17 protein-coding genes and 1 riboswitch are annotated in these 24928 nt (G+C 75.6%); of the genes, 5 read left to right on the forward strand and 12 right to left on the reverse strand.

The window, feature by feature from the left end:
• Window positions 1–58: 58 nt before the first annotated feature.
• From ACZ6X9_RS07745 to cobN, 5 genes are all read right to left on the reverse strand, one after another.
• Window positions 59–913: a hypothetical protein gene (locus ACZ6X9_RS07745; RefSeq protein ID WP_469777037.1), complete on the reverse strand. Its 855-nt coding sequence runs from the start codon at window positions 911–913 to the stop codon at window positions 59–61.
• Window positions 914–945: 32 nt separating this feature from the next.
• Window positions 946–3171, reverse strand: coding sequence for a hypothetical protein (locus ACZ6X9_RS07750; RefSeq protein ID WP_469777038.1), 2226 nt, complete (start codon window positions 3169–3171; stop codon window positions 946–948).
• The gene (locus ACZ6X9_RS07755) at window positions 3168–4070 is read right to left on the reverse strand and encodes a hypothetical protein (protein ID WP_469777039.1); all 903 of its coding nucleotides are present in this window, start codon (window positions 4068–4070) and stop codon (window positions 3168–3170) included. The genes ACZ6X9_RS07750 and ACZ6X9_RS07755 overlap by 4 nt, the downstream gene beginning before the upstream one ends.
• 153 nt (window positions 4071–4223) lie before the next feature.
• A complete protein-coding gene (locus ACZ6X9_RS07760; RefSeq protein WP_469777040.1) occupies window positions 4224–4928 on the reverse strand; it encodes a Crp/Fnr family transcriptional regulator in 705 nt (234 codons plus the stop codon).
• 99 nt (window positions 4929–5027) lie between these two features.
• Window positions 5028–8657, reverse strand: a complete 3630-nt coding sequence (gene cobN, locus ACZ6X9_RS07765) for a cobaltochelatase subunit CobN (protein ID WP_469777041.1) — start codon at window positions 8655–8657, stop codon at window positions 5028–5030.
• 50 nt (window positions 8658–8707) lie between these two features.
• Window positions 8708–8786: riboswitch (cobalamin riboswitch) on the reverse strand.
• 335 nt (window positions 8787–9121) lie between these two features.
• Here cobN and ACZ6X9_RS07770 point away from each other — a divergent pair.
• From ACZ6X9_RS07770 to ACZ6X9_RS07780, 3 genes are all read left to right on the forward strand, one after another.
• A complete protein-coding gene (locus ACZ6X9_RS07770; protein ID WP_469777042.1) occupies window positions 9122–10468 on the forward strand; it encodes a cobalamin biosynthesis protein CobG in 1347 nt (448 codons plus the stop codon).
• 234 nt (window positions 10469–10702) lie between these two features.
• Window positions 10703–11329 carry a precorrin-8X methylmutase gene (locus ACZ6X9_RS07775; RefSeq protein ID WP_469777644.1) on the forward strand — a complete coding sequence of 209 codons (627 nt, stop codon included), beginning with the start codon at window positions 10703–10705 and terminating at the stop codon, window positions 11327–11329.
• The gene (locus ACZ6X9_RS07780; RefSeq protein ID WP_469777043.1) at window positions 11326–12945 is read left to right on the forward strand and encodes a precorrin-2 C(20)-methyltransferase; all 1620 of its coding nucleotides are present in this window, start codon (window positions 11326–11328) and stop codon (window positions 12943–12945) included. Before ACZ6X9_RS07775 ends, ACZ6X9_RS07780 begins: the two co-directional genes overlap by 4 nt.
• Window positions 12946–13047: 102 nt before the next feature.
• Here ACZ6X9_RS07780 and ACZ6X9_RS07785 read toward each other — a convergent pair whose 3' ends face one another.
• Both ACZ6X9_RS07785 and ACZ6X9_RS07790 read right to left on the reverse strand, forming a co-directional pair.
• Window positions 13048–14361 carry an NDP-hexose 2,3-dehydratase family protein gene (locus tag ACZ6X9_RS07785; RefSeq protein WP_469777044.1) on the reverse strand — a complete coding sequence of 438 codons (1314 nt, stop codon included), beginning with the start codon at window positions 14359–14361 and terminating at the stop codon, window positions 13048–13050.
• 359 nt (window positions 14362–14720) lie between these two features.
• Window positions 14721–15479 carry a cobalt-precorrin-6A reductase gene (locus ACZ6X9_RS07790; protein WP_469777045.1) on the reverse strand — a complete coding sequence of 253 codons (759 nt, stop codon included), beginning with the start codon at window positions 15477–15479 and terminating at the stop codon, window positions 14721–14723.
• A gap of 89 nt (window positions 15480–15568) precedes the next feature.
• Here ACZ6X9_RS07790 and ACZ6X9_RS07795 point away from each other — a divergent pair, with 89 nt between their 5' ends.
• On the forward strand, window positions 15569–16774 hold the full coding sequence (locus tag ACZ6X9_RS07795) for a cobalt-precorrin-5B (C(1))-methyltransferase (protein ID WP_469777645.1): 1206 nt from the start codon (window positions 15569–15571) through the stop codon (window positions 16772–16774).
• A gap of 96 nt (window positions 16775–16870) precedes the next feature.
• Here the strand turns inward: ACZ6X9_RS07795 and ACZ6X9_RS07800 are convergent, their stop codons facing one another.
• The 3 genes from ACZ6X9_RS07800 to ACZ6X9_RS07810 form a co-directional block, all read right to left on the reverse strand.
• Window positions 16871–19624 (reverse strand): AAA family ATPase, encoded by a 2754-nt coding sequence (locus ACZ6X9_RS07800; RefSeq protein ID WP_469777046.1) that lies wholly within the window; start codon window positions 19622–19624, stop codon window positions 16871–16873.
• Between the two features lie 384 nt (window positions 19625–20008).
• Window positions 20009–20617 carry a hypothetical protein gene (locus ACZ6X9_RS07805; protein ID WP_469777047.1) on the reverse strand — a complete coding sequence of 203 codons (609 nt, stop codon included), beginning with the start codon at window positions 20615–20617 and terminating at the stop codon, window positions 20009–20011.
• 285 nt (window positions 20618–20902) lie between these two features.
• Window positions 20903–21724 (reverse strand): MerR family transcriptional regulator, encoded by an 822-nt coding sequence (locus ACZ6X9_RS07810; protein WP_469777646.1) that lies wholly within the window; start codon window positions 21722–21724, stop codon window positions 20903–20905.
• Between the two features lie 161 nt (window positions 21725–21885).
• Here ACZ6X9_RS07810 and ACZ6X9_RS07815 point away from each other — a divergent pair, with 161 nt between their 5' ends.
• The gene (locus ACZ6X9_RS07815; protein ID WP_469777048.1) at window positions 21886–22152 is read left to right on the forward strand and encodes a dsRBD fold-containing protein; all 267 of its coding nucleotides are present in this window, start codon (window positions 21886–21888) and stop codon (window positions 22150–22152) included.
• A gap of 9 nt (window positions 22153–22161) precedes the next feature.
• On the opposite strand, the gene cobM is transcribed toward ACZ6X9_RS07815, so the two are convergent.
• Window positions 22162–22926, reverse strand: a complete 765-nt coding sequence (gene cobM / locus ACZ6X9_RS07820) for a precorrin-4 C(11)-methyltransferase (RefSeq protein WP_469777049.1) — start codon at window positions 22924–22926, stop codon at window positions 22162–22164.
• 33 nt (window positions 22927–22959) lie between these two features.
• Window positions 22960–24435: a precorrin-6y C5,15-methyltransferase (decarboxylating) subunit CbiE gene (cbiE, locus tag ACZ6X9_RS07825; protein ID WP_469777050.1), complete on the reverse strand. Its 1476-nt coding sequence runs from the start codon at window positions 24433–24435 to the stop codon at window positions 22960–22962.
• Window positions 24436–24928 lie beyond the last annotated feature (493 nt).

Below are 24928 nucleotides of genomic sequence, written 5' to 3' on the forward strand. Positions count from 1 at the left end.
CTTTCTCTTCGTGTCTCGTCGAAGGCACACACCTTACGGCCCGGCACCGACGACACGGTCACGCGCCGGGCGCCCACGACGGCGGCTCCGGCGCGGCCATGGCGTGCACCCGCTCGGTGACGGCCTTGGCGAGCTGCTCCCGTTCCTCGGCGGAGAGGCCGTCCAGCAGGGCGAGGGTGACGTCCCGTCCGTCCGTACCGAGCCGGTCCGGCGGCGCGGGGTGCGCGGTCACCCAGTCCAGCACCTGCCGCACCTCCTCGGGCCGGTGCAGCAGCCAGAGCGCGGCCAGGGCGTCGGGGCCGGTGCGGACGGCCTGGAGGTAGAACTCGTACTCCTCGCGCCGCTGCGGCGACCACAGCAGCGGCGGGGCGCCCTTGTCGGCCGGGCGCGGCGGTTCGGCCGGCGGCTGGGCGGCGGCGAGGCAACAGGCGAGGCCGGTGGCGTCCACCGGTTGCGGCTGGACGAGCAGTTCGAGGAGGTGCCGGGCCGACGCCTGCTCACCGGTGGTCTCGGCGCGAGCCGCCAGGGTGTGGAACCACCGGTCGAGGTGGGCGACGACGGCCGCCCAGCAGCCCTCGGGCGGGCCGCCGCCGAGCACCGCCCGGGCGGGGTCGGCGACCCACCAGGCGACCTGGAGGGTGGCGGGCGTCGAGCCGGGCGGCAGTGCCCAGGTGCCGCTGCGGGGCGCGGTGTCGACGAGGTACGTCTCGCGGTAGCCGCCGAACGCGGCGCGGACGAGCGAACCGCGACCGCCGGGCTCGCAGACGGTCCCGCCCTCGCCGTCCAGCAGCACCAGGGCCTGCTGCCCGGGCTGCGCGAGGCGGAAGCGGAGGAGTTCGCCGAAGGGGTTGCGGGTCCCCCGGCGCCACGGCGGGGTGTCCGTCACGGGGGCCGGGTACGGGGTGAGGGTCATGCCGGTCTCTCTCCTGCTGGTGTCTCGTGGTCCTAAAGGGTGGTGCGCCAGGCGGCGAGGGCCTCGGCCGCCTGCCGGCCGCCGGGGGCCGGCCGGGCCGCCTCGAACGCGCTGAGCAGCCGCAGCACGCCGCCGCGCGGCGCGGCGCCCAGCCGGCCGGCGAGGTGTTCGACGAAGGGGGCGCGGCGGGGGTCGTCGGCGGCGCGGCGCTGCCAGTCCAGGAGCGCGGCGCGCACGGCGGGGAAGGTCTCGGGTTCGGCGAGCGCGCACCGGATCAGTTCCAGGCCGGGCGGGTCCTGTCCGGGGCGGTCGCCGGTGCGGGCGCCGAGCAGGTGGCGGGTCCACCACTCGGCGGGTTCGCGGGCCGCCGCGGCGGTGCGCAGCAGGTGGACGGTGGCGGTGCAGGCGGCCTGCCGGGCGGGGCCGCCCGCGCGGGTCCACGGCACCAACCCGGCGAGCAGGGCGCCCCGGCCCGCCGGTTCGGCGAACAGGGAGAGCAGCGCCCGTCGCACGGCGGACGCGACGGCGCCCGTTCCGTCCCGGGGCCCGTCGCAGACGGCCCGCAGGAGGGTGAGCGCGGTCCCGGGCCGGGCGAGGCCGAACTCGGTGGCGCAGGCCAGGGCGACCGTGCAACGCCGGGAGACCGACGCCTGCCGGCTCCAGTTGCGCAGCCGGGCCTTGACGACGGTGGCGAGCACGGGGTCGGTGGAGGCGGCGCCGAGGGCCCGGGCGGCGAGCCGCCAGTCGGCGGGGCGGGCGGACGCGGCCAGGTCCTCGACGGGGCCGAGCGCCCGGCGGCCGGAGCTCCACTGGGCGCACCGGCCGAGCACGAACCCGGCGCGGTCGCCGCGCCCGTGCTCCGACGGCGTGGTGCCGAGCCACTCCACCAGCAGCTCGCCCGCCTCCGGGTGTTCGCGCCAGACGTGTTCCAGGACCGCGCGGCCCTGGAGGTGCCGGGTGAACACCACGGGCCGGGTGAGGTAGCTGTACGCGGAGGTGGTCCGTACCTCGGCGGGGGCCGCGTACGCGCCGATCGCCGCGAGCCGTTCGCTGCGGGACCGGCGGAAGACGCACGGGGGCGGTTCCTCCGCCTCGGGGCCCGGGGCGGGGCCGCCGAGCCGGCCGTCCGCCACGCGCAGCAGGCGCTCGGCCTCCTCCTCCACCAGCGTCTGGTCGAAGTGCTCGAAGACGCAGGCGGACAGCAGCAGGGCGAGGTCCTCCGGGCTGTCGCGCAGCGCGTCGAGCAACCGTGGCGCCCGGTCGGCCGCGTGGAAGCTCAGGTGCTCCCGGACGCTCTCCGGGTCCGCGCCCCGGCGGACGACCCGGACGATCTCGGCGGCGATCTCGACGACCTGGGCGGGGCGCAGGCCGGGCGCCAGGATCTCGTCGAGCAGTCCGGGCGGCAGGGCGGCCAGCGCGGGTCCGACGTCGGCGGGTCCGCCGAGGACGGCGGCCAGCCGGGCGTCGAGGACGGCGCGCGGCTCCGGTGGCACGGCCCGGACCGGTGGGGTGTGCAGGGTGTCGGCGAGGTGGGCCACGACGGCCGGGGTCTCGGGAACGACGACGACCAGGCGGGCGTCGGACCGTTCGAGGTGGGCCCGCAGTCCGTCCAGGGCGATGGTGTCGAGCGCGGTGAGGCGCGGTTCGAGGACTCCGTCGGCGAGGTAGCCACGGGCGGAGGCGGCGCCGGGGGCCCAGACGGTGAGGTCCGTGTCGGAGTCGAGGGCCCGGAGGGCGAAGCCGGCGGTCTGCCGGTGGAGGAGGTTGAGGGCGGCGGTGCGACGGCCGGTGCCGTCCTGGCCGGTGAGGAAGAGGAGGCGGTCGTCGCGGAGCCGGGCGAGGGCGGCCGGGAACCAGGCGGGTTCCGCGAACCCTTCCAGGGCGAGGGCGGTCCGCTCGGCGGGGATGTCGCCCTCGCGCGGCTCGACGCCGTCGTCGCGTTGGGCGGCGGACTCTCCGTCGCCGGTGGTGTCGAAGTGCTGGCCGCCGCGGACCAGGTCGGAGATGTTGAGGAAGCCGCGGTTGCCCCAGATGTTGATGGTCTGGAAGCGGTGGCTGAACTCGGCGGCGGCGACCTCACCGAGGTCGGGGCCGCAGTCGGTCGGCGCGATGCCGGGCGTCGCGGTCCCGGGCCTCGCGGTGTCGGACGGTGTGGTGTCGGCGGACGCGGTGCCGGGCGTCGCGGTGCCGGACGTGGGAGGGACGGTCCCGGGTGGGGCGGGCAGGTCCCGCAGGGCGTCGGCGAGGGCGTCCGTCACCGGCCCGCTCCCCGCGCGTCGTCCCGGGGGTCGGCCCCGAACGAGACGTGCTGGCCGCCTTCCACCGCGCCGTTGTTGAGGAAGCCGCGGTTGCCCTGGCTGTTGATGGTGGTGGTGTGCCGGGACGCGGCGGGCGCGGGCGCGGGCCGGTCCCGGGGCACGGGGGCGGTGGTGGCGGCCGGGGCGTCCCGCTCGGGGTCCGGTGTGTTCTCCGGGCGCTCGCCGAGGATCCGGCGGTCGTAGAGGTTGCCGGACGGCGCCGGGACGTACAGCCAGGCCAGTTGCTGGAAGTTCTTGCCGGCGACGGTGGCCGGCACCTCGATGAACTGGTCCGGGTGGCGGCGGGTGTAGCCGGAGAGGACCGCGTCCTCGAAGACGCGCTGCGAGAGGATCGCGGCGACCTGGGTGATGCTCTCGCTGGACGCCGCGAGGATGGCGCGGACGGGCCGGGAGTCCAGCAGCCGGTGGGTGTCGTTGCGCGGGGTGCCGTTGCCGTCGCCGGGGCCGCCGGAGTCGGGCAGCGGTCCGACGTGGAGGCTGGCCCGGAGGCGGACGCGGCCGGTCGCGGTGGCGTGGATGTTGTAGTCGGTGAGGACTTCCTGGAGCTCGTGCAGGAAGGGGTGGATGACCCTGGGCAGGGCGGTGGGTTCGAAGCCCATGGCGTAGCCGTCGCCGGTGTTGTCGGCGAACTTCCGCTCCCGCCAGAGCTGTTCGAGCCCGGCACGGCCGAACGCCTGCCCGAGGAGCTGGGGGATGACGGTGGTGAGGGACGCGTGCTCGGCGGCGGGCCGGCCGGTGAAGTCCTTCGCGTCCACGGCGAGGATCCCCCGGTAGGGCGGCAGGTCGCGGCTGACGCTCCAGGGGGCCGGGCCGGTGGCGGGGGTGTCCGTGACGGACATGGGCGACTCCTCGGTGGTGAGGTGTGCGGAACGATCCGCTGGGGTGGCACCCGGCACCCCGTTCCCCCCGGAGGGGTGCCGGGCTCGCCTCGGATCCTTCTGGAGTCGCGTCGCTCGGTGTGCACCACGAGTGCACAGGAGACGTGACGGGCGTCACGCGTCCGCGTACGGCCCGTCCGTCACCGCGGCCGCCGCCCGCAGGGCGTCGAGGTCGTGCACGACGACACCGCCGCGCTCGGCGCCGACCACCCGGTCGCCGATCTCGCACAGGGCCGTACTGACGGTGTTGCGGGACACCCCGAGGTACTGGGCGAGTTCGGTGCGGGTGACCGACAGGTGCGCCCCGTCGCCGGTCCGCCCGCCGTACGCCGCCTCGGCCAGGGCGAGCAGCGCCTGGGCGACCCGCTCGCGCGAACAGCAGCCGCCGCGGGCGCGGTCGGACTGCCGCAGCCGGGTCAGGGCGTGCCGGGTGAGGACCGGCGACAGGTCGTGCCGCTCGACGAAACCCCGGAACCGCCGGCCCTCCACCACGACGACCGTGACGTCCCCTATGGCCGACACGGACGCCAGTCGCCGCTCGCTCTCCTCCAGCACCGCGGCCTCGCCCACCACGTCGCCGACGCCCCGGAAGGCCAACACCCGTATGCGGCCGTCCCGTTCGACCCGGGTCACCTTGACCACGCCCTCGATCAGGGCGAGTACATGTGTGCCGGTGTCGCCCTGGCGCAGCAGGGTCTCGCCGGCCCGGTGCCGGCGCGTCCGCCCCTCGTCGAGCAGCCGCTTCCATAACGACTCGCCCGCCAGCCGGGTGAAGGTGACGCCCAGCGCCGGGTCGAGCCGCTCCCTCTTTCCGTCCATGACAGGACTTTAAATGTAACGGGCGTCACAGCGGCGCGAGATGAGGAAGACGGACGTGCCCCGGGACGAGCGGTCACCCCGGGGCCCGTACGGCCGGGACTACTCCTCCTCCGCCCCGCCCTCCAGCTCGCCCTCCGTCTCCAGGAACACCTGGCGCAGGGCGGCCAGCGTCTCGGCGTCGGGCTTGGCCCACATGCCGCGGCTCTCGGCCTCCAGCAGCCGCTCGGCGATGCCGTGCAGCGCCCAGGGGTTGGCCTCCTGGAGGAAGGCGCGGTTCTCGGGGTCGAGGACGTACGCCTGCGTGAGCTTGTCGTACATCCAGTCGGGGACGACGCCGGTGGTGGCGTCGTAGCCGAACAGGTAGTCGACGGTGGCGGCGAGTTCGAAGGCGCCCTTGTAGCCGTGGCGCCGCATCGCCTCGATCCAGCGGGGGTTGACCACGCGGGCGCGGAAGACGCGCGAGGTCTCCTCGACGAGGGTGCGGGTGCGGATGGTCTCCGGGCGGGTGGAGTCGCCGATGTACGCCTCCGGCGCCTTGCCCCGCAGCGCCTTCACCGTGGCCACCATGCCGCCGTGGTACTGGAAGTAGTCGTCCGAGTCCGCGATGTCGTGCTCGCGGGTGTCCGTGTTCTTCGCGGCGACGGCGATCCGCTTGTAGGCGCTCTCCATCTCCGTGCGGGCCGGGCGGCCCTCCAGGCCGCGGCCGTAGGCGTACCCGCCCCACACCGTGTAGACCTCGGCGAGGTCGGCGTCGGTGCGCCAGTCGCGGCTGTCGATGAGCTGGAGCAGGCCGGCGCCGTAGGTGCCGGGGCGGGAGCCGAAGATACGGGTGGTGGCGCGGCGTTCGTCGCCGTGCTCGGCGAGGTCGGCCTGGGCGTGGGCGCGGACGAAGTTGAGCTCGGCGGGCTCGTCGAGGGACGCGACGAGCCGTACCGCGTCGTCGAGGAGACCGATAACATGCGGGAAGGCGTCGCGGAAGAATCCGCTGATGCGCAAGGTGACGTCGATACGTGGCCGGCCCAATTCCTCCAGTGTCGCGGGTTCGAGTCCCGTTACTCGCCTGGACGCCTCGTCCCACACCGGCCGGACGCCCAGCAGCGCCAGCGCCTCCGCGACGTCGTCGCCTGCGGTGCGCATCGCGCTCGTGCCCCAGAGGGAGAGGCCGACGGAGGTGGGCCACTCGCCGTTGTCGGCGCGGTAGCGCTCCAGGAGGGAGTCGGCCAGGGCCTGGCCGGTCTCCCAGGCGAGCCGGCTGGGGACGGCCTTGGGGTCGACGGAGTAGAAGTTGCGGCCGGTCGGGAGGACGTTGACGAGGCCGCGGAGCGGCGAGCCGGACGGGCCGGCCGGGACGAAGCCGCCGGCGAGGGCGTGCACCGCGTGGTCGAGCTCGTCGGTGGTGCCGGCGAGGCGGGGAACGACCTCGCCGGCCGCGAAGGCCAGGACGGCGGCGACGCCGTCGCGCTGCCCGTCGGGCAGTCCGGCGCAGACGCCGGCCACGGCCTCGGGGTTCCAGTCCGCCTCCTCCATCGCCTCGACCAGGGCGCGGGCGCGTGCCTCGGCCTCGTCGGCGGTGGTGCGGGTGGCGGCGGACTCGTCCAGGCCGAGGGCCTCGCGGAGGCCGGGCAGGGCGGAGGTGCCGCCCCAAATCTGCCGGGCGCGCAGGATGGACAGGACGAGGTTGACGCGCTCGGGCCCGGTGGGGGCGCCGCCGAGGACGTGCAGGCCGTCCCGGATCTGGGCGTCCTTGACCTCGCACAGCCAGCCGTCGACGTGCAGCAGGAAGTCGTCGAAGCCGTCGTCGTCGGGCCGGTCCTCCAGGCCGAGGTCGTGGTCGAGCTTGGCGGCCTGGATGAGGGTCCAGATCTGGGCGCGGATGGCCGGGAGCTTGGCCGGGTCCATGGCGGAGATCTGCGCGTACTCGTCGAGCAGTTGCTCCAGGCGCGTGATGTCGCCGTACGACTCGGCGCGGGCCATCGGCGGGACGAGGTGGTCGACGAGCGTGGCGTGGGCGCGACGCTTGGCCTGGGTGCCCTCACCGGGGTCGTTGACGAGGAACGGGTAGACGAGCGGGAGGTCGCCGAGAGCGGCGTCGGGGCCACAGGCGGCGGAGAGGCCGGCGTTCTTGCCGGGCAGCCACTCCAGGTTGCCGTGCTTGCCGAGGTGGACCATGGCGTCGGCACCGAAGCCGCCGTCCTCGCGGGAGGCGGCGATCCACCGGTAGGCGGCGAGGTAGTGGTGCGACGGCGGCAGGTCCGGGTCGTGGTAGATGGCGATGGGGTTCTCGCCGAAGCCGCGCGGGGGCTGGATGAGGATCAGCAGGTTGCCGCGGCGGAGGGCGGCGAGGACGATGTCGCCCTCGGGGTTGCGGCTGCGGTCGAGGAACATCTCACCGGGGGCGGGCCCCCAGTGCTCCTCGACGGCTTCCCGCAGTTCGGCCGGGAGCCGGTCGTACCAGCGCTTGTAGTCGGCGGCCGGGATGCGGACGGGGTTGCGGGCGAGCTGCTCCTCGGTGAGCCACTCCTGGTCGTGGCCGCCGGCCTCGATGAGGGCATAGATCAGCTCGTCGCCGTCGCCGGACTCCAGCCCGGGCACGGGCTCGTCGCTGAAGTCGTAGCCCTCCTCGCGGAGCCGGCGCAGCAGGGCGACGGCGCTGGCGGGGGTGTCGAGGCCGACGGCGTTGCCGATGCGGGAGTGCTTGGTGGGGTACGCGGAGAGGACGAGCGCGATCCGCTTCTCGGCGGCGGGGACGTGCCGCAGTTGGGCGTGCTTGACGGCGATCCCGGCGACGCGGGCGGCGCGCTCGGGGTCGGCGACGTAGGCCGGCAGGCCGTCCTCGTCGACCTCCTTGAAGGAGAACGGGACGGTGATGATGCGGCCGTCGAACTCCGGAACGGCGACCTGGGTGGCGGCGTCCAGCGGCGAGAGCCCCTCGTCGTTCTCCTCCCAGGCGCTGCGCGGCCCGGTGAGGCAGAGCGCCTGGAGGACGGGCACGTCGAGGGCGGCCAGCGCGCCCGCGTCCCACGACTCGTCGTCGCCGCCGGCGGACGCGGCGGCGGGCTTGGTGCCGCCGGCCGCGAGGACGGTGGTGACGACGGCGTCGGCCGCGCCCAGCGCCTCGACGAGCTCGGGCTCGGGGGCGCGCAGCGAGGCGACGAACAGCGGCAGGGCACGGCCCCCGGCGTCCTCGATGGCACCGCAGAGGGCCTCCACGAAGGCGGTGTTGCCGCTCATGTGGTGGGCGCGGTAGTAGAGCACGGCGACCGTCGGGCCGCTCGCTCCGGGCTTGGGGGTGCGCTCCAGCTCGCCCCAGGTGGGGGCGGCGGCCGGGGGCTCGAAGCCGTGGCCGGTGAGCAGCACGGTGTCGGAGAGGAAGCGCGCGAGCTGTTCCAGGTTCGCGGGCCCGCCGTGCGCGAGGTAGGCGTGCGCCTCGGCGGCGATGCCGATGGGCACGGTCGAGTGCTCCATCAACTGGGCGTCGGGGGCCTGTTCGCCGGTGAGGACGACGACGGGCTTCTCCGTCGCGAGGAGCCGGTCGAGCCCTTCCTGCCAGGCACGCACACCGCCGAGGAGGCGGACGACGACGAGGTCGACGCCTTCCAGCAGCTCCGGGAGGGTGTCCAGCGGCAGCCGGGCGGGGTTGGCGAGCCGGTACGGGACCGGGCTGCCCTGGGCGGCGGCCGCTCGGGCGCTGAGCAGGTCGGTGTCGGAGGTCGACAGGAGAAGGATCACGGCACGGCCTTCCTCGGGGTCCGCGCCCCGGGCGGTTGGGAGGACGGCAGGAGTTCCTGACTCGCGCGGCGGCTTGCTGCTGCCGTGCTCACAGTGGCGGGACCGTGCCGGAGTTCCACCGGCTTCCTCCCCTGGCGCCGTCGCTGGCGTCGGCGGATGGCTCCGCCGATCAGCCATAGTAGCGACCTGCGCGGTCAGGGCCGAGGGGGAGTTTGCCCCTGTCCCGCCCCTTCCCGTTTCTTGCGGGGGCTGCGCCCCCGCACCCCCGAAACCGCGCTCCGCGCGGTTGTCCTCAATCGCCGGACGGGCTGGATAGCGCGCCGAGCGCACACTTCAGCCCGTCCGGCGCTTGAGGACGAGCGGCGAAGCCGCGAAAAGCGGGGTCTGGGCACAGCCCCAGGAAACGGTGAAAGGGTGGGACCGGGGCAAACCCACCCCCCGACCCCGTCGGTATGCTCGCCGCCATGCCCGTCACCCCCACACCCCCCGGCAGCGACCGCGTCCGCGACCGCGTCCGCGACCGCGGCGACGCGTGCCCAGGCGCCCTCCGCCTGCACGCCGCCGACGACGGCGCACTGGCCCGCGTACGCCTCCCGGCAGGGCTCCTGACGGCCCGTCAGGCGGAGGAACTCGCCGCAGTGGCCGAGGAGATGGGTGACGGCAACCTCGACATCACCTCCCGCGGCAACATCCAGCTCCGCGCCCTGCCCGCCGGCTCCGGAGGCGAGCTCGGCGGCCGCCTCCGCGCCGCCGGCCTCCTCCCCTCCGACCGCCACGAGCGCGTCCGGAACATCGCCGCGTCCCCCCTGCACGGCCTGGACGGCACCGGGCACGCGGACGCCGGCGCGTGGGCCCGCGAACTGGACCGTCTGCTCTGCGCGGACGAGGAGGTCACGGCCCTCTCGGGGCGCTTCCTCTTCGGCCTGGACGACGGCCGCGGCGACATCGCGGCCCTCGTGCCCGATGTGACATTGATCGCAGAGCCGGACGGCCGGACCGCCGTGCTCTGTTACGCCGCCGAGGGCCCCGGCCTGCGGATCCCCGCCGCCGACGCGCCCCGCGCGGCCGTGCTCGCGGCCCGTCACTTCCTGGCCGCGCACGGCGGCACGGCGTGGCGGGTGACGGAACTCCCCGCCGGCGGGCGCCCGGACGTCACCGCGCTGGCGGCCCGCCTCGACGGCGCGGGGCTGACCGCCGCGCCCGCGCCCGTCCCCCCGGCACGCGCCGGAGCTCCGGCCCTCGGCCCGGTGCGGGGTCCCGACGGCCGTACCGCGCTCTCCGTCGCCGCTCCCCTGGGCCGGCTGACGTCCGCTCAGTGGCGGCTGCTGGTCGACGCCGCCGGGGCCGGCTCCGGCGAACTGCGGGTGACGCCCTGGCGGGGCGTCGTCGTCCCCGGCCTGGCCGGCGACCGGGCCGCCGCCCGGCTCGCCGGGCTCGCGGACGCCGGCCTGGTGGTCTCCGCCGCGTCCCCCTGGCACGGCGCGGGCGCCTGCGCCGGGCGTCCGGGCTGCGTCAAGTCGCGCGCGGACGTGCGCGCCGACGCGACCGCCGCGCTCGCCGGAACACGCCCTGGCGACAGCGGCGGCCTGCCGGTCTACTGGTCCGGGTGCGAGCGGCGCTGCGGACATCCCGGGGGCCGGTGGGTCGACGTCCTGGCGACGGACGGCGGCTACCGCGTGACCGTACGGGCGGGCGGCCGCACGACGGAGGACGAGGACGGCGTCCACGCCGTCACCGTGGCCGCGCCGGAGCTCCCCGGCGCGGTGGCCACCGCCCGCCGCCCCGGGCCGGACGGCGACGGGGCACCCTGACGGCCCGGCGGACCGCCGCGGCCGGACGCACCGTACCGCCGGGGTACGGCCCGGGCACCGGCCCATGTATAGATGTATCGACCTGACGACAGCGACGACCGCACCGCGCCGCCGCCCGGGACGTCCCCGGCCGGCCCGTGTGCCGCCCGGCGCGCCCCGGCTCCGGCCGGTCGGCCGGTCCCCGAGCGCGTGAGCGCGACCAGCAAGCCCAGCGAGCGAGGCAGAGGCAGCACTGTGTTCGACTACGACAAGGACGGCGCGTCCATCTACCGCCAGTCCTTCGCCACCATCCGTGCCGAGGCGGACCTCGGCGGTCTGCCGCCGGACGTGTCCCGGGTGGCGGTCCGCATGATCCACGCCTGCGGGATGACCGACCTGGTGCGCGACCTCGCGTACTCCCCGGGCGTCGTGGCCGCGGCGCGCGAGGCGCTGCTCGCGGGCGCGCCGATCCTCTGCGACGCCAACATGGTGGCCAGCGGCGTCACCCGCAAGCGACTGCCGGCGGACAACGAGGTGCTGTGCACCCTCGCCGACCCGGCCGTGCCGGAGCTCGCCGCCCGGATGGGCACGACGCGCAGCGCCGCCGCCCTCGAGCTGTGGCGGGACAGGCTGGACGGGGCCGTGGTGGCCGTCGGCAACGCGCCGACGGCGCTGTTCCGGCTGCTGGAGATGGTGGCCGAGGGCGCGCCGCGTCCGGCGGCGGTGCTCGGCATACCCGTCGGGTTCATCGGCGCGGCCGAGTCGAAGGACGCCCTGGCGGAGAACGCGCTGGGGCTGGAGTACCTGGTGGTGCGCGGGCGGCGCGGCGGCAGCGCCATGGCCGCCGCCGCGATCAACGCGATGGCGAGCGAGGAAGAATGAGCGAGCAGCAGTCCACGGTCACCGGCCGGCTGTACGGCGTGGGGCTGGGTCCCGGCGACCCGGCGCTGATGACCCTGCGGGCGGTGGAGTGCATCGCCGCGGCCGACGTCGTCGCGTACCACAGCGCCCGTCACGGCCGCAGCATCGCGCGCTCCATCGCCGAACGGCACCTGCGCGCCGACCACATCGAGGAACCGCTGGTCTACCCGGTCACCACCGAGACCACGGACCACCCGGGCGGCTACCGGGGCGCGATGGAGGAGTTCTACGAGGAGGCCGCGGCGCGGCTGGCCGCGCACCTGGACGCCGGGCGCTCGGTGGCGGTCCTCGCCGAGGGCGACCCGCTCTTCTACAGCTCCTACATGCACATGCACAAGCGGCTGGCCCACCGCTACCCGACCGAGGTGGTCCCCGGGGTGACCTCGGTCAGCGCCGCCGCGGCCCGCCTGGGCGAGCCGCTCGTCGAGGGCGAGGAGGTGCTGACCGTCCTGCCGGGCACACTGCCCGAGGAGGAACTCGCCGCGCGACTCGCGGCCACCGACTCCGCCGTGGTGATGAAGCTCGGCCGCACCTTCCCCGCCGTGCGCGGGGCGCTGCAGCGTTCCGGCCGGCTGGCGGAGGCGCGGTACGTCGAGCGGGCCACGATGCCCGGCGAGCGCACCGGGCGGGTGGCGGAGGTGGACCCGGAGTCCGTCCCGTACTTCTCGGTGGCCGTGCTGCCCAGCCGGGTGGCCGCCGCCACGGGTCCCGCCGAGGACCCCGCCGCGTTCCAGGAGGACGGCGGGGACGGCGGGGACGGCGCAGGTGTCGGCGAGGCCGGTGAGGTCGGTGAGGTCGTGGTCGTGGGCCTCGGCCCGGCCGGGCCGCGGTGGCTGACGCCGGAGGCGCGCGGCGAACTGGCCGCCGCCCAGGACGTCGTCGGCTACACCACCTACGTGGACCGGGTGCCCGTCCGCCCCGGGCAGCGCCGGCACGCCTCGGACAACAAGGTGGAGTCGGAACGTGCCGAGTTCGCCCTGGACCTGGCCCGGCAGGGCCGCCGGGTGGCAGTCGTCTCCTCGGGCGACCCGGGCGTCTTCGCGATGGCCAGCGCCGTCCTGGAAGTCGCCTCGGAGGGCCCGTACCGGGACATCCCGGTACGGATCATCCCCGGTATGACGGCCGCCCACGCGGCGGCGGCCAAGGCGGGCGCGCCGCTCGGGCACGACTACGCGGTGGTGTCGCTCTCCGACCGGCTCAAGCCCTGGGAGGTCATCGCGGAGCGGCTGCGCGCCGCCGCCGCGGCCGACTTGGTGCTCGCCCTGTACAACCCGGGCTCGCGCAGCCGCGTCTGGCAGGTCGGCAAGGCCCGCGACCTGCTGCTCGAGCACCGCTCCCCCGACACCCCGGTGGTGCTCGGCCGGGACGTGGGCGGACCGGAGGAGAGCGTCCGCGTGGTCCGGCTCGGAGCGCTCGTCCCGGAGGAGGTCGACATGCGGACGATCCTGATCGTCGGCTCGACACAGACACGGGCGGTGCGGCGCGGTCCGGGCGGCGGCGAGGGTGACGGCGGCGGTGACGGCCGGGCCGGCGGCGCGGAGATCGTCTGGACGCCGCGGCGGTATCCGGAGCGGTGATGCGCCCGCAGGGGCGGGCCCGGGGGCGGGTCCGCAGGGACTGCCCCCAAGGGCCCGCCCCTGCCCCGGCCCCTGCCGACCGCCACTCGTCACTGACGGCCCTTACGGGATGAACCCCATGCAGGCGAGCAGCGTGCGGGCCTCCACGTTGAGGAGGCCGCCGTAGTCGTTGAGGACGGCGAGCTGGCCGCAGGTCGCCCAGCGGAAGCCGGTTCCTTCGTCCAAGGGGACGTCGTCGGCGACCCGTACGGCCAGGTAGCGGTTGCGGGCGTGGTGGAAGCGGCCGCCCTCCTCGGAGTGCACCACGTCGAACAGGATCCGGCCGGGCGACCCGGAGGCGGCGGCGAGGACGGTGTCGAGGTGGCGTGGTCGCCGGTCGGCGGGCAGGTGGGCGTGGTTGGCGGGGACGCACTGCACGGTGGGCCCGATCTCGGCGGTGTCCAGGGTGCCGGCCTCCGCGCGGGCCCGCACCAGGACGTGCGGGGTCCCACCGATGTCACGCACCAGGAAGGCGACGACGCCCTGGCCGCAGGGGGCCAGCAACGGCTGCGACCAGGCGGTCACCTCCCGGTTGCCCGCCCGGACGTCGACGCCGATGATCCGGAAGTAGCGGCCCTCCTCGTGGCGCACCTCGTCGTCGGTCACCCGCCAGCCGGTCGTCTCGCGCAGCGGTATGCGGCGGCGGACGGTGGGTTCGGCCGTCCTGTGGTGGGTGAGCCAGTTGAGCAGTTCGGGAAGGGTGTGCAGGGAGCGTCCGTGAAAGCGGGCGGCGGCGGGCGGGGCACCGGCGGCCAGGTGCGAGAGCACGGTCCGGGTGTCCATGTTGACCAGGTCGTCCACGGCGAGCAGCCGGCCGATCTCCTCCATGCCGAACCAGCGGAAGCCGTTCAGGACCGGTACGTCCTCGTCGGTCCGGACGACGATGTTGCGGTTGCGCTTGGCGAGGAACCAGGCGCCCTGCTCGCTCTGCAGCGCGTCGGCGAGCGGCCGGCCGCGGCCCAGCGTGGTGAACAGGTCGAGGTACGGCACCGCGCGGCCTTGGTGGACCCGCGTGTAGTTGCTGCGAGTGGCCTGCACGGTGGGCGACAACTGGAGGGCGTTGACGTTGCCGGGCTCCATCTTGGCCTGGAGCAGGCAGTGCGGGACGCCGTCGAAGTCCCGGACGAGGATGCCGAGCACACCGTGTTCCGGCTGGTCGATGATGGGTTGCCGCCAGTGGTCCACCTCGCGTCCGGGCACGCGGACGTCCAGCCCGTGGACCCCGAAGAAGCGTCCGCTGCGGTGCCGCAGGTCGCCGGTCTCCGGGTCGGTGCTCCAGCCGTCGAGCTTCGTCAGGGGCACCCGGGTCACCCGGTAGGCGTGCGCGGCGCGGCGTTCCTCGAACCAGCGGTGGAATTCGGCGAGATCCGTGGGCACCGTCGCGACACTCCCTGGAGCCGGGCACCCGGGGGCCGGCCCCGGGACGCTTGCGGGACGTACTCGGAACGTTTCGGGGACAGCCTGCCGCACCCGGGCGCGGGCCCGGATGCGCAGTTGAACGCGGACGGGGCGGGGGACGCCGGGCGGGTGCGGTCCGGAGGGCGGCTCATCGGCGCCGCGTTCACCCCCGCGCCCTCAACGGATGCCAAGTCAGGCGGAGTTACGGGCTCACAGCACGTCCGGGGCGATTCCGGACGGCGCCGCCCGAACCGCGTCACCGGCGGCAGGCCGACCCGCCGTCCAGGGCGTACGCCCGGCGCATCCACCCGCCGGCCGCCCGCCCACCGGCCGTCCGCTCAGCCCAGCGTCCGCCCCACCCACGCCGCCGCCTCCTCCGGCGTGCCCACCGCGGGGACGCCCGGCGGGCAGGGCGGGCGCCGGACCATGACGACGGGGATGCCCGCGTCGCGGGCGGCGGCCAGTTTCGCCGCCGTCGCCGCGGCACCGCTGTCCTTGGTCACCAGGACGTCGATGCGGTGCCGGCGCAGCAGTTCGCGCTCACCCTCGACCGTGAACGGTCCCCGGGCCAGCAGGATTTCGGCACGGGGCGGCATCGGTGGCGAGGGGGCGTCGACCGAGCGCACCAGAAACCACATATTCTCTAGGTGCGCGAAGGCGGCGAGTCCCATCCTGCCCGTGGTCAGGAAGACCCGGTTCCCCAGGCCGGGCAGCGCCTCCGCCGCTTCGGCCGGCGACCCGACCGGACGCCAGTCGTCACCCGGACCCGCCGTCCAGTTGGGGCGGCGGACGGCCAGCAGGGGTACCCGGGTCTCCGCGGCGGCCTTCGCCGCGTTGGAACTGATCGTGTCGGCGAAAGGATGCGTGGCGTCGATGAGCGCGTCGACGTGCTGCTCGCGCAGCCACCGGGCCAGCCCCTCCGGGCCTCCGAAACCGCCGATCCGCACCTGCCCCGCCGGCAGTCGCGGTGCGGCGACGCGTCCGGCGAGCGAGCTGGTGACCCGCAGGGCCGGCGTGCCGGCCAGCGCGGCGGCGAGCCGGCGGGCCTCCGTCGTGCCGCCCAGGATCAGGATGTGGCGCTCGGCGCTCACGCTCACCAGCCGCCTTTCCGTTCACACGTCTCATACGTCTCATACGTCCGTTCCCCTCGTGGGGCCGGACGCCCACCCTAAGGCCGGTGGCCGACGTGGCTGACACCACGCCGGGCGGGCCCGCCGACGCGACGGCGAAGGGGCCGGGGAGCGGTGCCACGGGCGGCCGTGCCGCGCAGCTCGCGCACACCGGGCTGCGGTCCGGCTGGACGACGGGCGCCTGCGCGACGGCCGCCACCACGGCCGCGTACACCGCCCTGCTCACCGGGGACTTCCCCGACCCGGTGACGATCACCCTGCCCAAGGGACAGACCCCGGCCTTCGCCCTCGCGGCGGAGGAGCTGGCCGCCGGGCACGCGATGGCCGCGATCGTCAAGGACGCGGGGGACGACCCGGACGTCACCCACGGCGCCCTGGTCCGCGCCACCGTGCGGCTGCTGCCGCCCGGCTCCGGCGTGGTCTTCCGGGCCGGCCCGGGCGTCGGCACGGTCACCCGTCCGGGGCTTCCGCTGCCGGTGGGCGAACCCGCGATCAACCCGGTGCCGCGCCGGCTGATGACCGAGCACGTGGCCGAGGTCGCGGCCCGGCACGGCGGGACGGGCGACGTGGAGATCGAGGTCTCGGTCGACCACGGCGAGGAGATCGCCCGTTCCACCTGGAACCCCCGGCTGGGCATCCTCGGCGGCCTGTCCATCCTCGGCACCACCGGCGTCGTCGTGCCGTACTCGTGTTCCGCCTGGATCGACAGCATCCGCCGCGGTGTCGACGTGGCCCGCGCGGCGGGCCGCCGGCACGTCGCCGGCTGTACGGGCTCGACGTCCGAGAAGGTCGCGGTGGCCGTGCACGGGCTGCCCGAGGACGCCCTGCTCGACATGGGCGACTTCGCGGGCGCGGTACTCAAGTACATCCGCCGCCACCCGGTGGACCGCCTCACCATCGCCGGCGGCTTCGCCAAGCTCTCCAAACTCGCGGCCGGCCACCTTGACCTCCACTCGTCCCGCTCCCAGGTGGACAAGGACTTCCTCGCGGACCTGGCCCGCCACGCCGGGGCCGACGAGCTCCTGGCCGCCGACGTCGCCTCCGCCAACACCGGCCTGGACGCCCTCCAGCGCTGCGCCGCGCGCGGCGTCCCCCTGGGCGACGCGGTGGCGGCGAGGGCCCGCGACGAGGCCCTGGCCGTGCTGCGCGGCGCACCCGTCACGGTCGACGTCCTGTGCATCGACCGGGCGGGCACGATCGTCGGCCGCGCCGAGCCCAGGGGGCCGGGGCAGGGGTGGGCCCGCTCCGGCGGGGCGACGTAGGGCGGCTTCGTGCGGCTCACGGCCTCTCGACGGGTTCGACGGCGTCCCGGTCGCCGGCCAGACCGCGCATGTGGCCACACCGGCCGCGGCGGCGCCTCACCCCTCGCCGGCGTGGTTGCTCAGTGCGTCGCGCAGGGCGGCGCGGGAGGTGATGCCGAGCTTGGGGAAGACCCGGTAGAGGTGGGAGCTGACGGTCCGTGGGGACAGCCGGGTCCGCTCGCCGATCTCCTTGTTCGTCAGCCCGGTCGCGGCGAGCTCGGCGATGCGGCGTTCCTGCCAGGTCAGGGCCGGGGCGTCCGGGCCCGACGGGGCCGGGGGCCGGCCCGCGAGCCGTAGTTCGGCGCGGGCCCGGTCCGCCCACGCCGTGCAGCCGAGGCGGTCGAAGGCCTCGGCGGCCGGCGCCAGGGCCTGCCGGGCCGCGCGCGGTTGCTTCAGCCGCCGCAGGGTGAAGCCGTAGGCCAGGCGGATGCGCGCCAGTTCGAAGGGGAAGTCGCCGGCCGCCGGGTAGGCCTCGACGCGCGCGTACATCGTCGTCGCCTCCGCCAGGTCGTCCGCCGTCATCGCCAGGGCGCCGTAGGCGGAGAGAGCCAGTCGCGGGGACGCCTCCGGCAGGCCCGCCTCGCACGCCGCCAGGGCGTGCCGCCGTGCCTGCTCGCGGCGGCCGCTGTACAGCGCGGCCTCCACCAGTTCGAGCAGGGCGCGCGGGGCGATCTGGTGGGCGTGCCGGTCGAAGCTGCCCGGCGGCGTCATCCCGATGGCGTAGAGGTACGCCTCCTCGAAGTTCCCTTCGGTGAGCGCCACTCCGGTGGCGATCGCCTCCGTGATCTGGGTGAGGAGGCCGACACCGCGCGGGCGGGCCCAGGCGTCCACGGCCGACTGCAGCTCCCGCGCGGTGCCGAGCCGCCCCTGCCGGGCCGCCAACTGCCCCAGTACGGCCCGGGTGTGGTACGCGAGGAGGACGTGGCCGTGCGCGGTGGACAGTTCCAGCGCCTGGTGCCCGGTCCGCTCCGCCGCGTCCCACTCGCCGGAGTACATCTGGTCCAGCATCAGCATCCGCAGCATGATCATCACGCTCGACACGGCGCCGGCCTCCTGCTCCCGTTCGACGGCGCGCCGCAGTTGTGCGCGGTACTGGCTCAGCACGTCGACGTGGGAGGCGCAGACGCCCAGCCGGGCCAGGTCCCACGGCGCGAGGTGCGCCTCGGCGGCGAACGCCTGCTCCAGGCGCCCGCGCAGTCCCGCGCCGTCGCGTGCCACGGCGCTCGCGTCCCGGTACAGCGCCGTCAGCGGGTGGACCCGGTCGCCGAGCGAGTCGAGGATGCGCTCGGCGCGCTGCCACAGGGCGGGGTCGCCCGCGTAGTGGGCCATGGTGACCAGCGCGTCGGCCGCCCGGGCCAGGGTCCCGCCATCGGCCCGCGCCGCGTCCTCCGGCCACCGTTCGATCGCCGCCGCCAGCCGCTGGAAGGCGGGCCGGACCGCTCCCGCCCGGACGAAGTCCGCATGGGCCGAGGTGAGGACGGCGGCCAGGGAACCGGCCGTACCGGGCTCCGGGTCCGAGCGGTGGAGCAGCCGTTGCGCCTCGTCCAGCAGCGCGGCCTGGCCGGCGAGGTAGGCCGCGTCGCCGAGCCGCCGGGAGCGGTCCGCGGGCCGCTCGCTCAGTTCCGCGGCGCGCGTCAGCCAGGCCACGGCGGCCGCCGCGCCGCCACGCCGCGTCGCGGAGTCGGCCGCCGCTTCCAGCACCGCGGCCACCGTCTCGTCCGGGTCGACGACCGAGGCGGCCAGATGGCCCGCGTGCCGCTCGGCGTCGGCGCGGTGCACCCGGGACAGTTCGGCGTGGGCGGCCCGCCGCTGGTCGGGCGTCGCCAGTTGGATGACGGCGGAGCGGACCAGCGGATGCCGGAAGACGAAGTCGCCCGTGGCCGTGTCGATGTCGAGCAAGCCCGACGCGACGGCCGGTTCGACCTCGCGCATCCGGTACCGCGTGGCGTGCACGCGCCCCCGGAGCCGGCCGGCGGCGGCGCCGTCCAGGGCGCCGCGCAGCAGTTCCGCCCGGACGGCGGGGGCCAGGCGCTCTATTCGCGTGCTGTAGAGCTGTTGGAGGCGTCGGGGCAGCGGCACCCCGGGGACGGCGAGCGGGTCACCGGCCGGGTGCGGCGCGGCCAGGTGGGGCGGCAGTTCCTGGAGGGCGAGCGGGTTGCCCTGGGCGTGGTCGAGGACGGCGCGCCGGACGCGCTCGTCGAGACGGGGGTGGCGCAGCGCCAGGAGGCGTCCGGCGTCCTCCTCCGACAGGGCCGCGACGGGCAGCTCGGCGAGCCGGGCGTGGTCGAAGGCGGAACGCGCCTCGGCCCGCAGGGCGATCAGCATCTTCACCGGCACGGCCGCCAGCCTGCGCGCCACGAAACCGCACACCTCGGCGCTGGCGTCGTCCAGCCACTGCCCGTCGTCGACCAGCAGCGTCAACGGCCGTTCGGCGGCGGCCGACGACAGCAGGTCCAGCACGGCGATGCCGAGGGCCATCACGGACGGCGGATCGCCCATGCCACCGCCGAACACCACGTCCAGTACGGCGCGTTGCCGCTTGTCCAGTCGGGCGGTGCGGCCGAGCAGGGGGTAGAGGCACTGGTGCAGCCCGGCGAACGGCAGCTCCTGTTCGGCCTCCACCCCGGTGGCCCGGACCAGTACGTGGTTCGCCCGGGCCGCCGACCGTGCCGCGCGGTCGACCAACGCGCTCTTGCCCACACCCGCCTCACCGCGCAGCACCAGGGCCCGCCCCCCGGGCGCGGTCACGAACGCCGACAGCAGGGCCAGCTCGCGCCCTCGGCCGATCAAGGGCGTTTCCGCCGGTTCCATGCTTCCCCCACGTTCGCGTGCGACCGCCCGGTGTGTTCCGGACGGCCGCACGGAGATCCTCATGTACACGCCGTAGCATGCCAGCCCGGTGCACCGTGAGGTTCGCCGAGGCCGTCGTCCTGCGGAATGTTCGGCGGGGGGAGAAGAAGTTGAGGGGTGCCGTCGGCCGGTGGGGCACGTGCGGCCTACGGGGTGGCCGATGACGGATGTGACGCTGAGTGCCGCAGAGGGAAAGAGGGCATCGCGTCAGGGCGGAAACGATGCCGCGTCGGGGCGTGGATCAGGCGACGCGAACGGCCGGTCGGTGCTGGGACCGACCGGCCGTTCCGGTTGCGCGCTGCCTTCCCGATGCCCTTCGGCGCCCTTGTGCCGTCCGGCCGCGGCTCAGCCCATCGTGCAGGCGAGCTGTGCCTTCACCGCGTTACGGAGGTCCTCCTGGGCGCGGCAGTCGGCGTTGTAGACGTCTTCCCACTTGGGACTGACGACGTGGACGTTCACGATCTCCGTGATGATGTTGACGTTCCCCTGGGCCACGATGGTGTTGTGGGCCACCGCCACCTGTGAAGTCGGCGCGGTCCGGGCACCGATGACGCCGCCTTCACCGTAGATCAAGTTGGTGATCTTGGTGTAGACGGTGACTTCCTTGCCCTGGATGTTGTTGCCGACGATGGCGACCGTCCAGTCCTTGTAGTTGCGCTGCCAGGCGTAGCGGGTCCGCTGGTTCAGGGCGGTCACGGCGGCGTACCCGAGGTTGGCGATCCAGTAGTGCTTGATCAGCGGACGGCCGGCCGGGTGGTCACGGGGCCGGGCCGGATCTCCGAGCCGCACGTCGCTGTACCGGCTCTGGTTTCCGGCGCTCAGGCGGTCCGCCGCCGCTCCCTGTCCGGGCGCGGCGCCGGCCGGCGCGACGACACCCCCGGTGACCGCAAGGGCCGCGGCCGCGGCGACCACAACCGACTTCCACTTCACCGCAGGACGCTGACTGGTTGCCATCCCGGCACTCCTCGTATCCGTATATCCGACAAGCACGCGGGGGCTTGGTTCCCCGCGTCCACCACCGGGAACACCCGGCGCCCCCGACTCTCGCCGATCCGCGCCCAGGCGCACATCAGTCATTTGACGGTCGGCCGCGAACGCCCGTCTCCGCGCGGGATCCCGGTCCGCGCGAGCGCGGTACGGGGCCGCCCGCGCTCCGCCGGACGGCGGTGCGCGGGCGGCCCCACAGGACGGAAGCCGGGCCCCGGGCGGGGGCCCGACCCCGTGGGCCGAGCCCCTGCCCTACGCCTTGCGCACCGGCTCCTGCAGTTCCGTCACCCACCGGGAACGGTCCTCCGGGCACTCCAGGTAGAGCTCCCGCGCGTACCCCGCCGACCGGTAACCGTTGGTGTCGATCCAGCGGGCGAGTGCCTGGGCCGTCGGGAGGACGTCGTCCATCGGGCCGCGGTGGACGACGGTGGCGGCGGTCTCGATGCCGGGGAGGTCGACGGTGTCGAACCCGGTGGCCGTGACGCCGGAGCCGACGGGCAAGGCCGCGTGGACGAGGATGCCGCCCGAGCCGGCGGGGTCGTCCTCGTAGTAGGCGATGGACGGGCCCGCCGGGGTGACCCCGGCCTCCGCCAGGCGGCGGCACAGTTCCTCGAACAGCGGGCTGACGACCGGGCCGATCTCCTCGGGCGCGTAGCCGGCCGCGACGGCGCTCAGCTCGGCCACCCGCACCGGCGGGACGCTCTTGACGACCACGTCGTGGGTACTCATGGTTCCCTCGCTCTCGATGCCACGGAGTCTCGCCTCGACCTGCACCAGCCGGGCCGCCGCCGCGGTGGCGGCGGCTTCCAGTTCGGCGCGGCGCAGCCGCAGCATGCCGCGCAGCTCGTCGGTGCCCACCTCCTCGTCCACGATCGCCCGGACCTGCAGGAGGGTGAACCCCAGCTCCTTGAGGGCGATGACGCGGTTGAGGCGGGTGAGCTGGCCGGCCTCGTAGTAGCGGTAGCCGGTGACGGGGTCGACGCGGGCGGGACGCAGCAGCCCCGTCGCGTCGTAGTGGCGCAGCATGCGGACGGACACGCGTCCGTACCGGGCGAAATCTCCGATGATGAACATGACGCCCCTCAGGAAAGCGGCTGACACGGTGTGAGGGTCAACAGGCGTGACGGGCGTGGTCCGGCGCGGGTGCGGCGCCCCGGGGGCCGCCGTAGCCTGGGTGGGACGAGGGCTCGCCGGTACGGCCGCCGGGCCGGGTGCTGAGTGCGGAGGTGAGGACGGTGCAGCACGTCGCCGGATGGCATGTGGAAGTCGAGTTCGACGAGGACGAACGGCACGTCCGCGCCGCCGCCCTGCTGCGGCTGCGGGACGGCACCGAGGTGCGGGCGCGCGGCAGGGCGGCCCGGCACCCGGCCGACCCGGGCGAGACCCGGGTGGGCGAGGAACTGGCGGGCGCCCGCGCACTCGTGGACCTCGCCGAACAGCTCGCCGCGAAGGGCGGCCACGAGGCTGCCGACCTGCGGGCGGAGGCCGCCACGGCAGGCTAGAGGGCCGGGCTAGAACGTCGAGCGTCCCGCCTCGTCGCGGCAGCGCTCCGTCGAGTACAGATGGCTGTCGGGGAACTGCTCGGCGCCCAGCGTCCGCCCCACGAGGATGACCGCGGTGCGGACGACGCCCGCGGCCCGCACCTGGTCGGCGATGCCGGCGAGCGGCCCCCGCAGCACGATCTCGTCCGGCCGGCTGGCCATGGCGACGACCGCGGCGGGGCAGTCCGGCCCGTAGTGCGGCAGCAGTTCGGCGACGACGCGGTCCGTGTAACGGGCGGCGAGGTGCAGGACGAGGAGGGCGCCGCTGCGGCCGAGCGTGGCCAGGTCCTCGCCGGGCGGCATGGGCGTGGCCTGCTGGGCGACGCGCGTCAGGATCACGGTCTGGCCGACGGTCGGCACGGTCAGCTCCCGGCCGAGGGAAGCCGCGGCGGCCGCGAACGCGGGGACGCCGGGCACGATCTCGTACGGGATCCCGTGCTCGTCCAGCCGGCGCATCTGCTCGGCGACGGCGCTGAAGACGGACGGGTCGCCGGAGTGCAGCCGGGCGACGTCCTGACCGGCCTCGTGGGCGCGGACGAACTCGGCGGTGATCTCGTCCAGGTCCAGCTTGGCGGTGTCGACGAGCCGGGCGCCGGGCGGGCAGTCGGCGAGGAGTTCACGCGGGACGAGGCTGCCGGCGTAGAGGCAGACGCCGCACCGGGCTAGCGTACGGGCGCCGCGCACCGTGATGAGGTCGGCGGCGCCGGGGCCGGCGCCGATGAAATGGACGGTCATGGCGGGGTGGGCTCCTTCTACGACTTCACGGCTTCACGGCTTGAGCGAATCCTGCGGCTTCAGCGGCTCCTGGGGCTCGAGCGGACCCGGCGATCCGACGGCTCCGGCGGCTCGGGCGGACGCGGCGGCTCCGACGGACCCCGCCGCTCCGGCGGACCCCGCCGCTCCGGCGGACTCCGCGGCTCGCACGGATTCCGCAGCTCGCACGGACCCCGCGGCTCCGGCAGTCTGCTGGGCCGGTACGACCGCGTGGCGGCCTGACGCCCCGGCTCCGCCGCCCCGTTTGACGACCGACCACTGCGTCACCGGCATCGCCTGCCGCCACCCGGTGAAGCCGCCGACCGGCACGGCGTGCGCCACGGCGAGCCGGACCAGCTCGCCTCCGTGCCGCCGGTAACGGTCGGCGAGCAGCGCCTCGGACTCGAGGGTGACGGTGTTGGCGACCAGCCGTCCGCCCTCGGGCAGCGCCGCCCAGCAGGCGTCGAGCAGGCCGGGGGCGGTGAGCCCGCCGCCGATGAACACGGCGTCGGGGGCGGGCAGTCCGTCGAGCGCCGCGGGCGCGGCGCCGCTGACGACGCGCAGCCCGGGGACGCCGAGGGCGGCCGCGTTGCGGGCGATCCGGCCGGCCCGGACGGGGTCGCGCTCGACGGTGACCGCCCGGCAGGACCGGTGGACGCGCATCCACTCGATGCCGATCGAGCCGGACCCTCCGCCGATGTCCCACAGCAGTTCCCCGTGGGCGGGCCCGAGGGCGGCGAGGGTCGCCGCGCGGACGTGACGCTTCGTCAACTGCCCGTCGTGGTCGAACGCTTCGTCCGGCAGGCCGGGGACGAGCGGCAGCCGGAGGGCGTCCGGCACGGGGTGGCAGACGACGGCGACGACGTTCAGCGGGTCGCCGGCCGGGTGTTCCCACGCGTCCGCCGTGCCCTCGCGGCGGGCTTCGCGGTCGCCGCCGAGCTGCTCCAGGACGGTCATCGCGCTCGGCCCGAAACCGCGTTCGCGCAGCAGCGCGGCGACCTCGGCCGGGGTGTCGGCGCCGGCGCTGAGCAGCAGCAGCCGGCGGCCGGGCTGGAGGGCGGCGGTGAGCGCGTCGAGCGGCCGGCCGACGAGGCTGACCACCTCGGTGCCGTCCAGCGGCCAGCCCAGCCGGGCGCAGGCGTACGAGGCGGAGGACGGGTGCGGCAGCACCCGCAGCCGATCGGGACCCACCTCGTCGACGAGGGTCCGGCCGATGCCGAAGAACATGGGGTCGCCGCTGGCCAGCACGGACACCCGGCGCCCGGCGTGCTCGGCGAGCAGCCGCGGCACGGCGGGCCGCAGCGGCGAGGGCCACGCGACGCGCTCCCCCGGGCACTCGTCCGGCACGAGCCCGAGCTGCCGCGCCCCGCCCACGATCACCTCGGCCGCCCGCAGCGCCTCCCGGGCGACGGGCGCGAGCCCGGCCCAGCCGTCGGCGCCGATGCCCACGACGGTGACGGGGGCGGGTGGCGTGAGGGACTCGGGGGGCACGGACGGACACCTCGGACGGTCGGCGGACAGGCGGCAACGGAACTCTACTGACCTGCGAGGACTCCGGTACACCCGGCACCGGGGATGCCTCCCCGCCCCGCGGGCGGGCACGCGGCACCGAGGCGCGGCGGACGGCAGGGCCCGCCCCCTGCGGGCCTTCGGTACGACACCTTCTCTCCGGCGGCCCGTCACGCGCCCCGCCCGGGCGGCGTGACCGTCGGTACGTCGCGTCCACGCCCCCGCTCCGTCGAGGGAGGGTCACTGAGCCCTCGGACGACCGCGCCCGCCTCCTGTACCGGCCCTGCCGAGGAGCCCGGACGCTGAAGGGAGAGCCGGGAGTGCAACCGGTCCACGGTGTCCGCCGGGAGCCGGTGAGCGGGCGGGGAGGGGCTTAGCCGCCCGTCCCGTCGCCTTCGGCGCGCCGTCGAGACCGGCGGCGTGGGCGCCGGGGCACGCCTCGCGCGGGCGAAGCAGCCAGCCCCCCGGGGGCCTC

This window comes from Streptomyces sp. NPDC052910 (assembly GCF_055585605.1).

Bases quoted from the DNA above. Each gene is read 5' to 3' on its own strand.
- ACZ6X9_RS07770 (WP_469777042.1), top strand. From the start codon at position 9,122: ATGCCCGTCACCCCCACACCCCCCGGCAGCGACCGCGTCCGCGACCGC.
- ACZ6X9_RS07755 (WP_469777039.1), bottom strand. From the start codon at position 4,070: ATGTCCGTCACGGACACCCCCGCCACCGGCCCGGCCCCCTGGAGCGTC.
- cobM (WP_469777049.1), bottom strand. From the start codon at position 22,926: ATGACCGTCCATTTCATCGGCGCCGGCCCCGGCGCCGCCGACCTCATC.
- ACZ6X9_RS07800 (WP_469777046.1), bottom strand. From the start codon at position 19,624: ATGGAACCGGCGGAAACGCCCTTGATCGGCCGAGGGCGCGAGCTGGCC.
- ACZ6X9_RS07745 (WP_469777037.1), bottom strand. From the start codon at position 913: ATGACCCTCACCCCGTACCCGGCCCCCGTGACGGACACCCCGCCGTGG.
- ACZ6X9_RS07760 (WP_469777040.1), bottom strand. From the start codon at position 4,928: ATGGACGGAAAGAGGGAGCGGCTCGACCCGGCGCTGGGCGTCACCTTC.
- ACZ6X9_RS07810 (WP_469777646.1), bottom strand. From the start codon at position 21,724: ATGTTCATCATCGGAGATTTCGCCCGGTACGGACGCGTGTCCGTCCGC.
- ACZ6X9_RS07780 (WP_469777043.1), top strand. From the start codon at position 11,326: ATGAGCGAGCAGCAGTCCACGGTCACCGGCCGGCTGTACGGCGTGGGG.
- ACZ6X9_RS07805 (WP_469777047.1), bottom strand. From the start codon at position 20,617: ATGGCAACCAGTCAGCGTCCTGCGGTGAAGTGGAAGTCGGTTGTGGTC.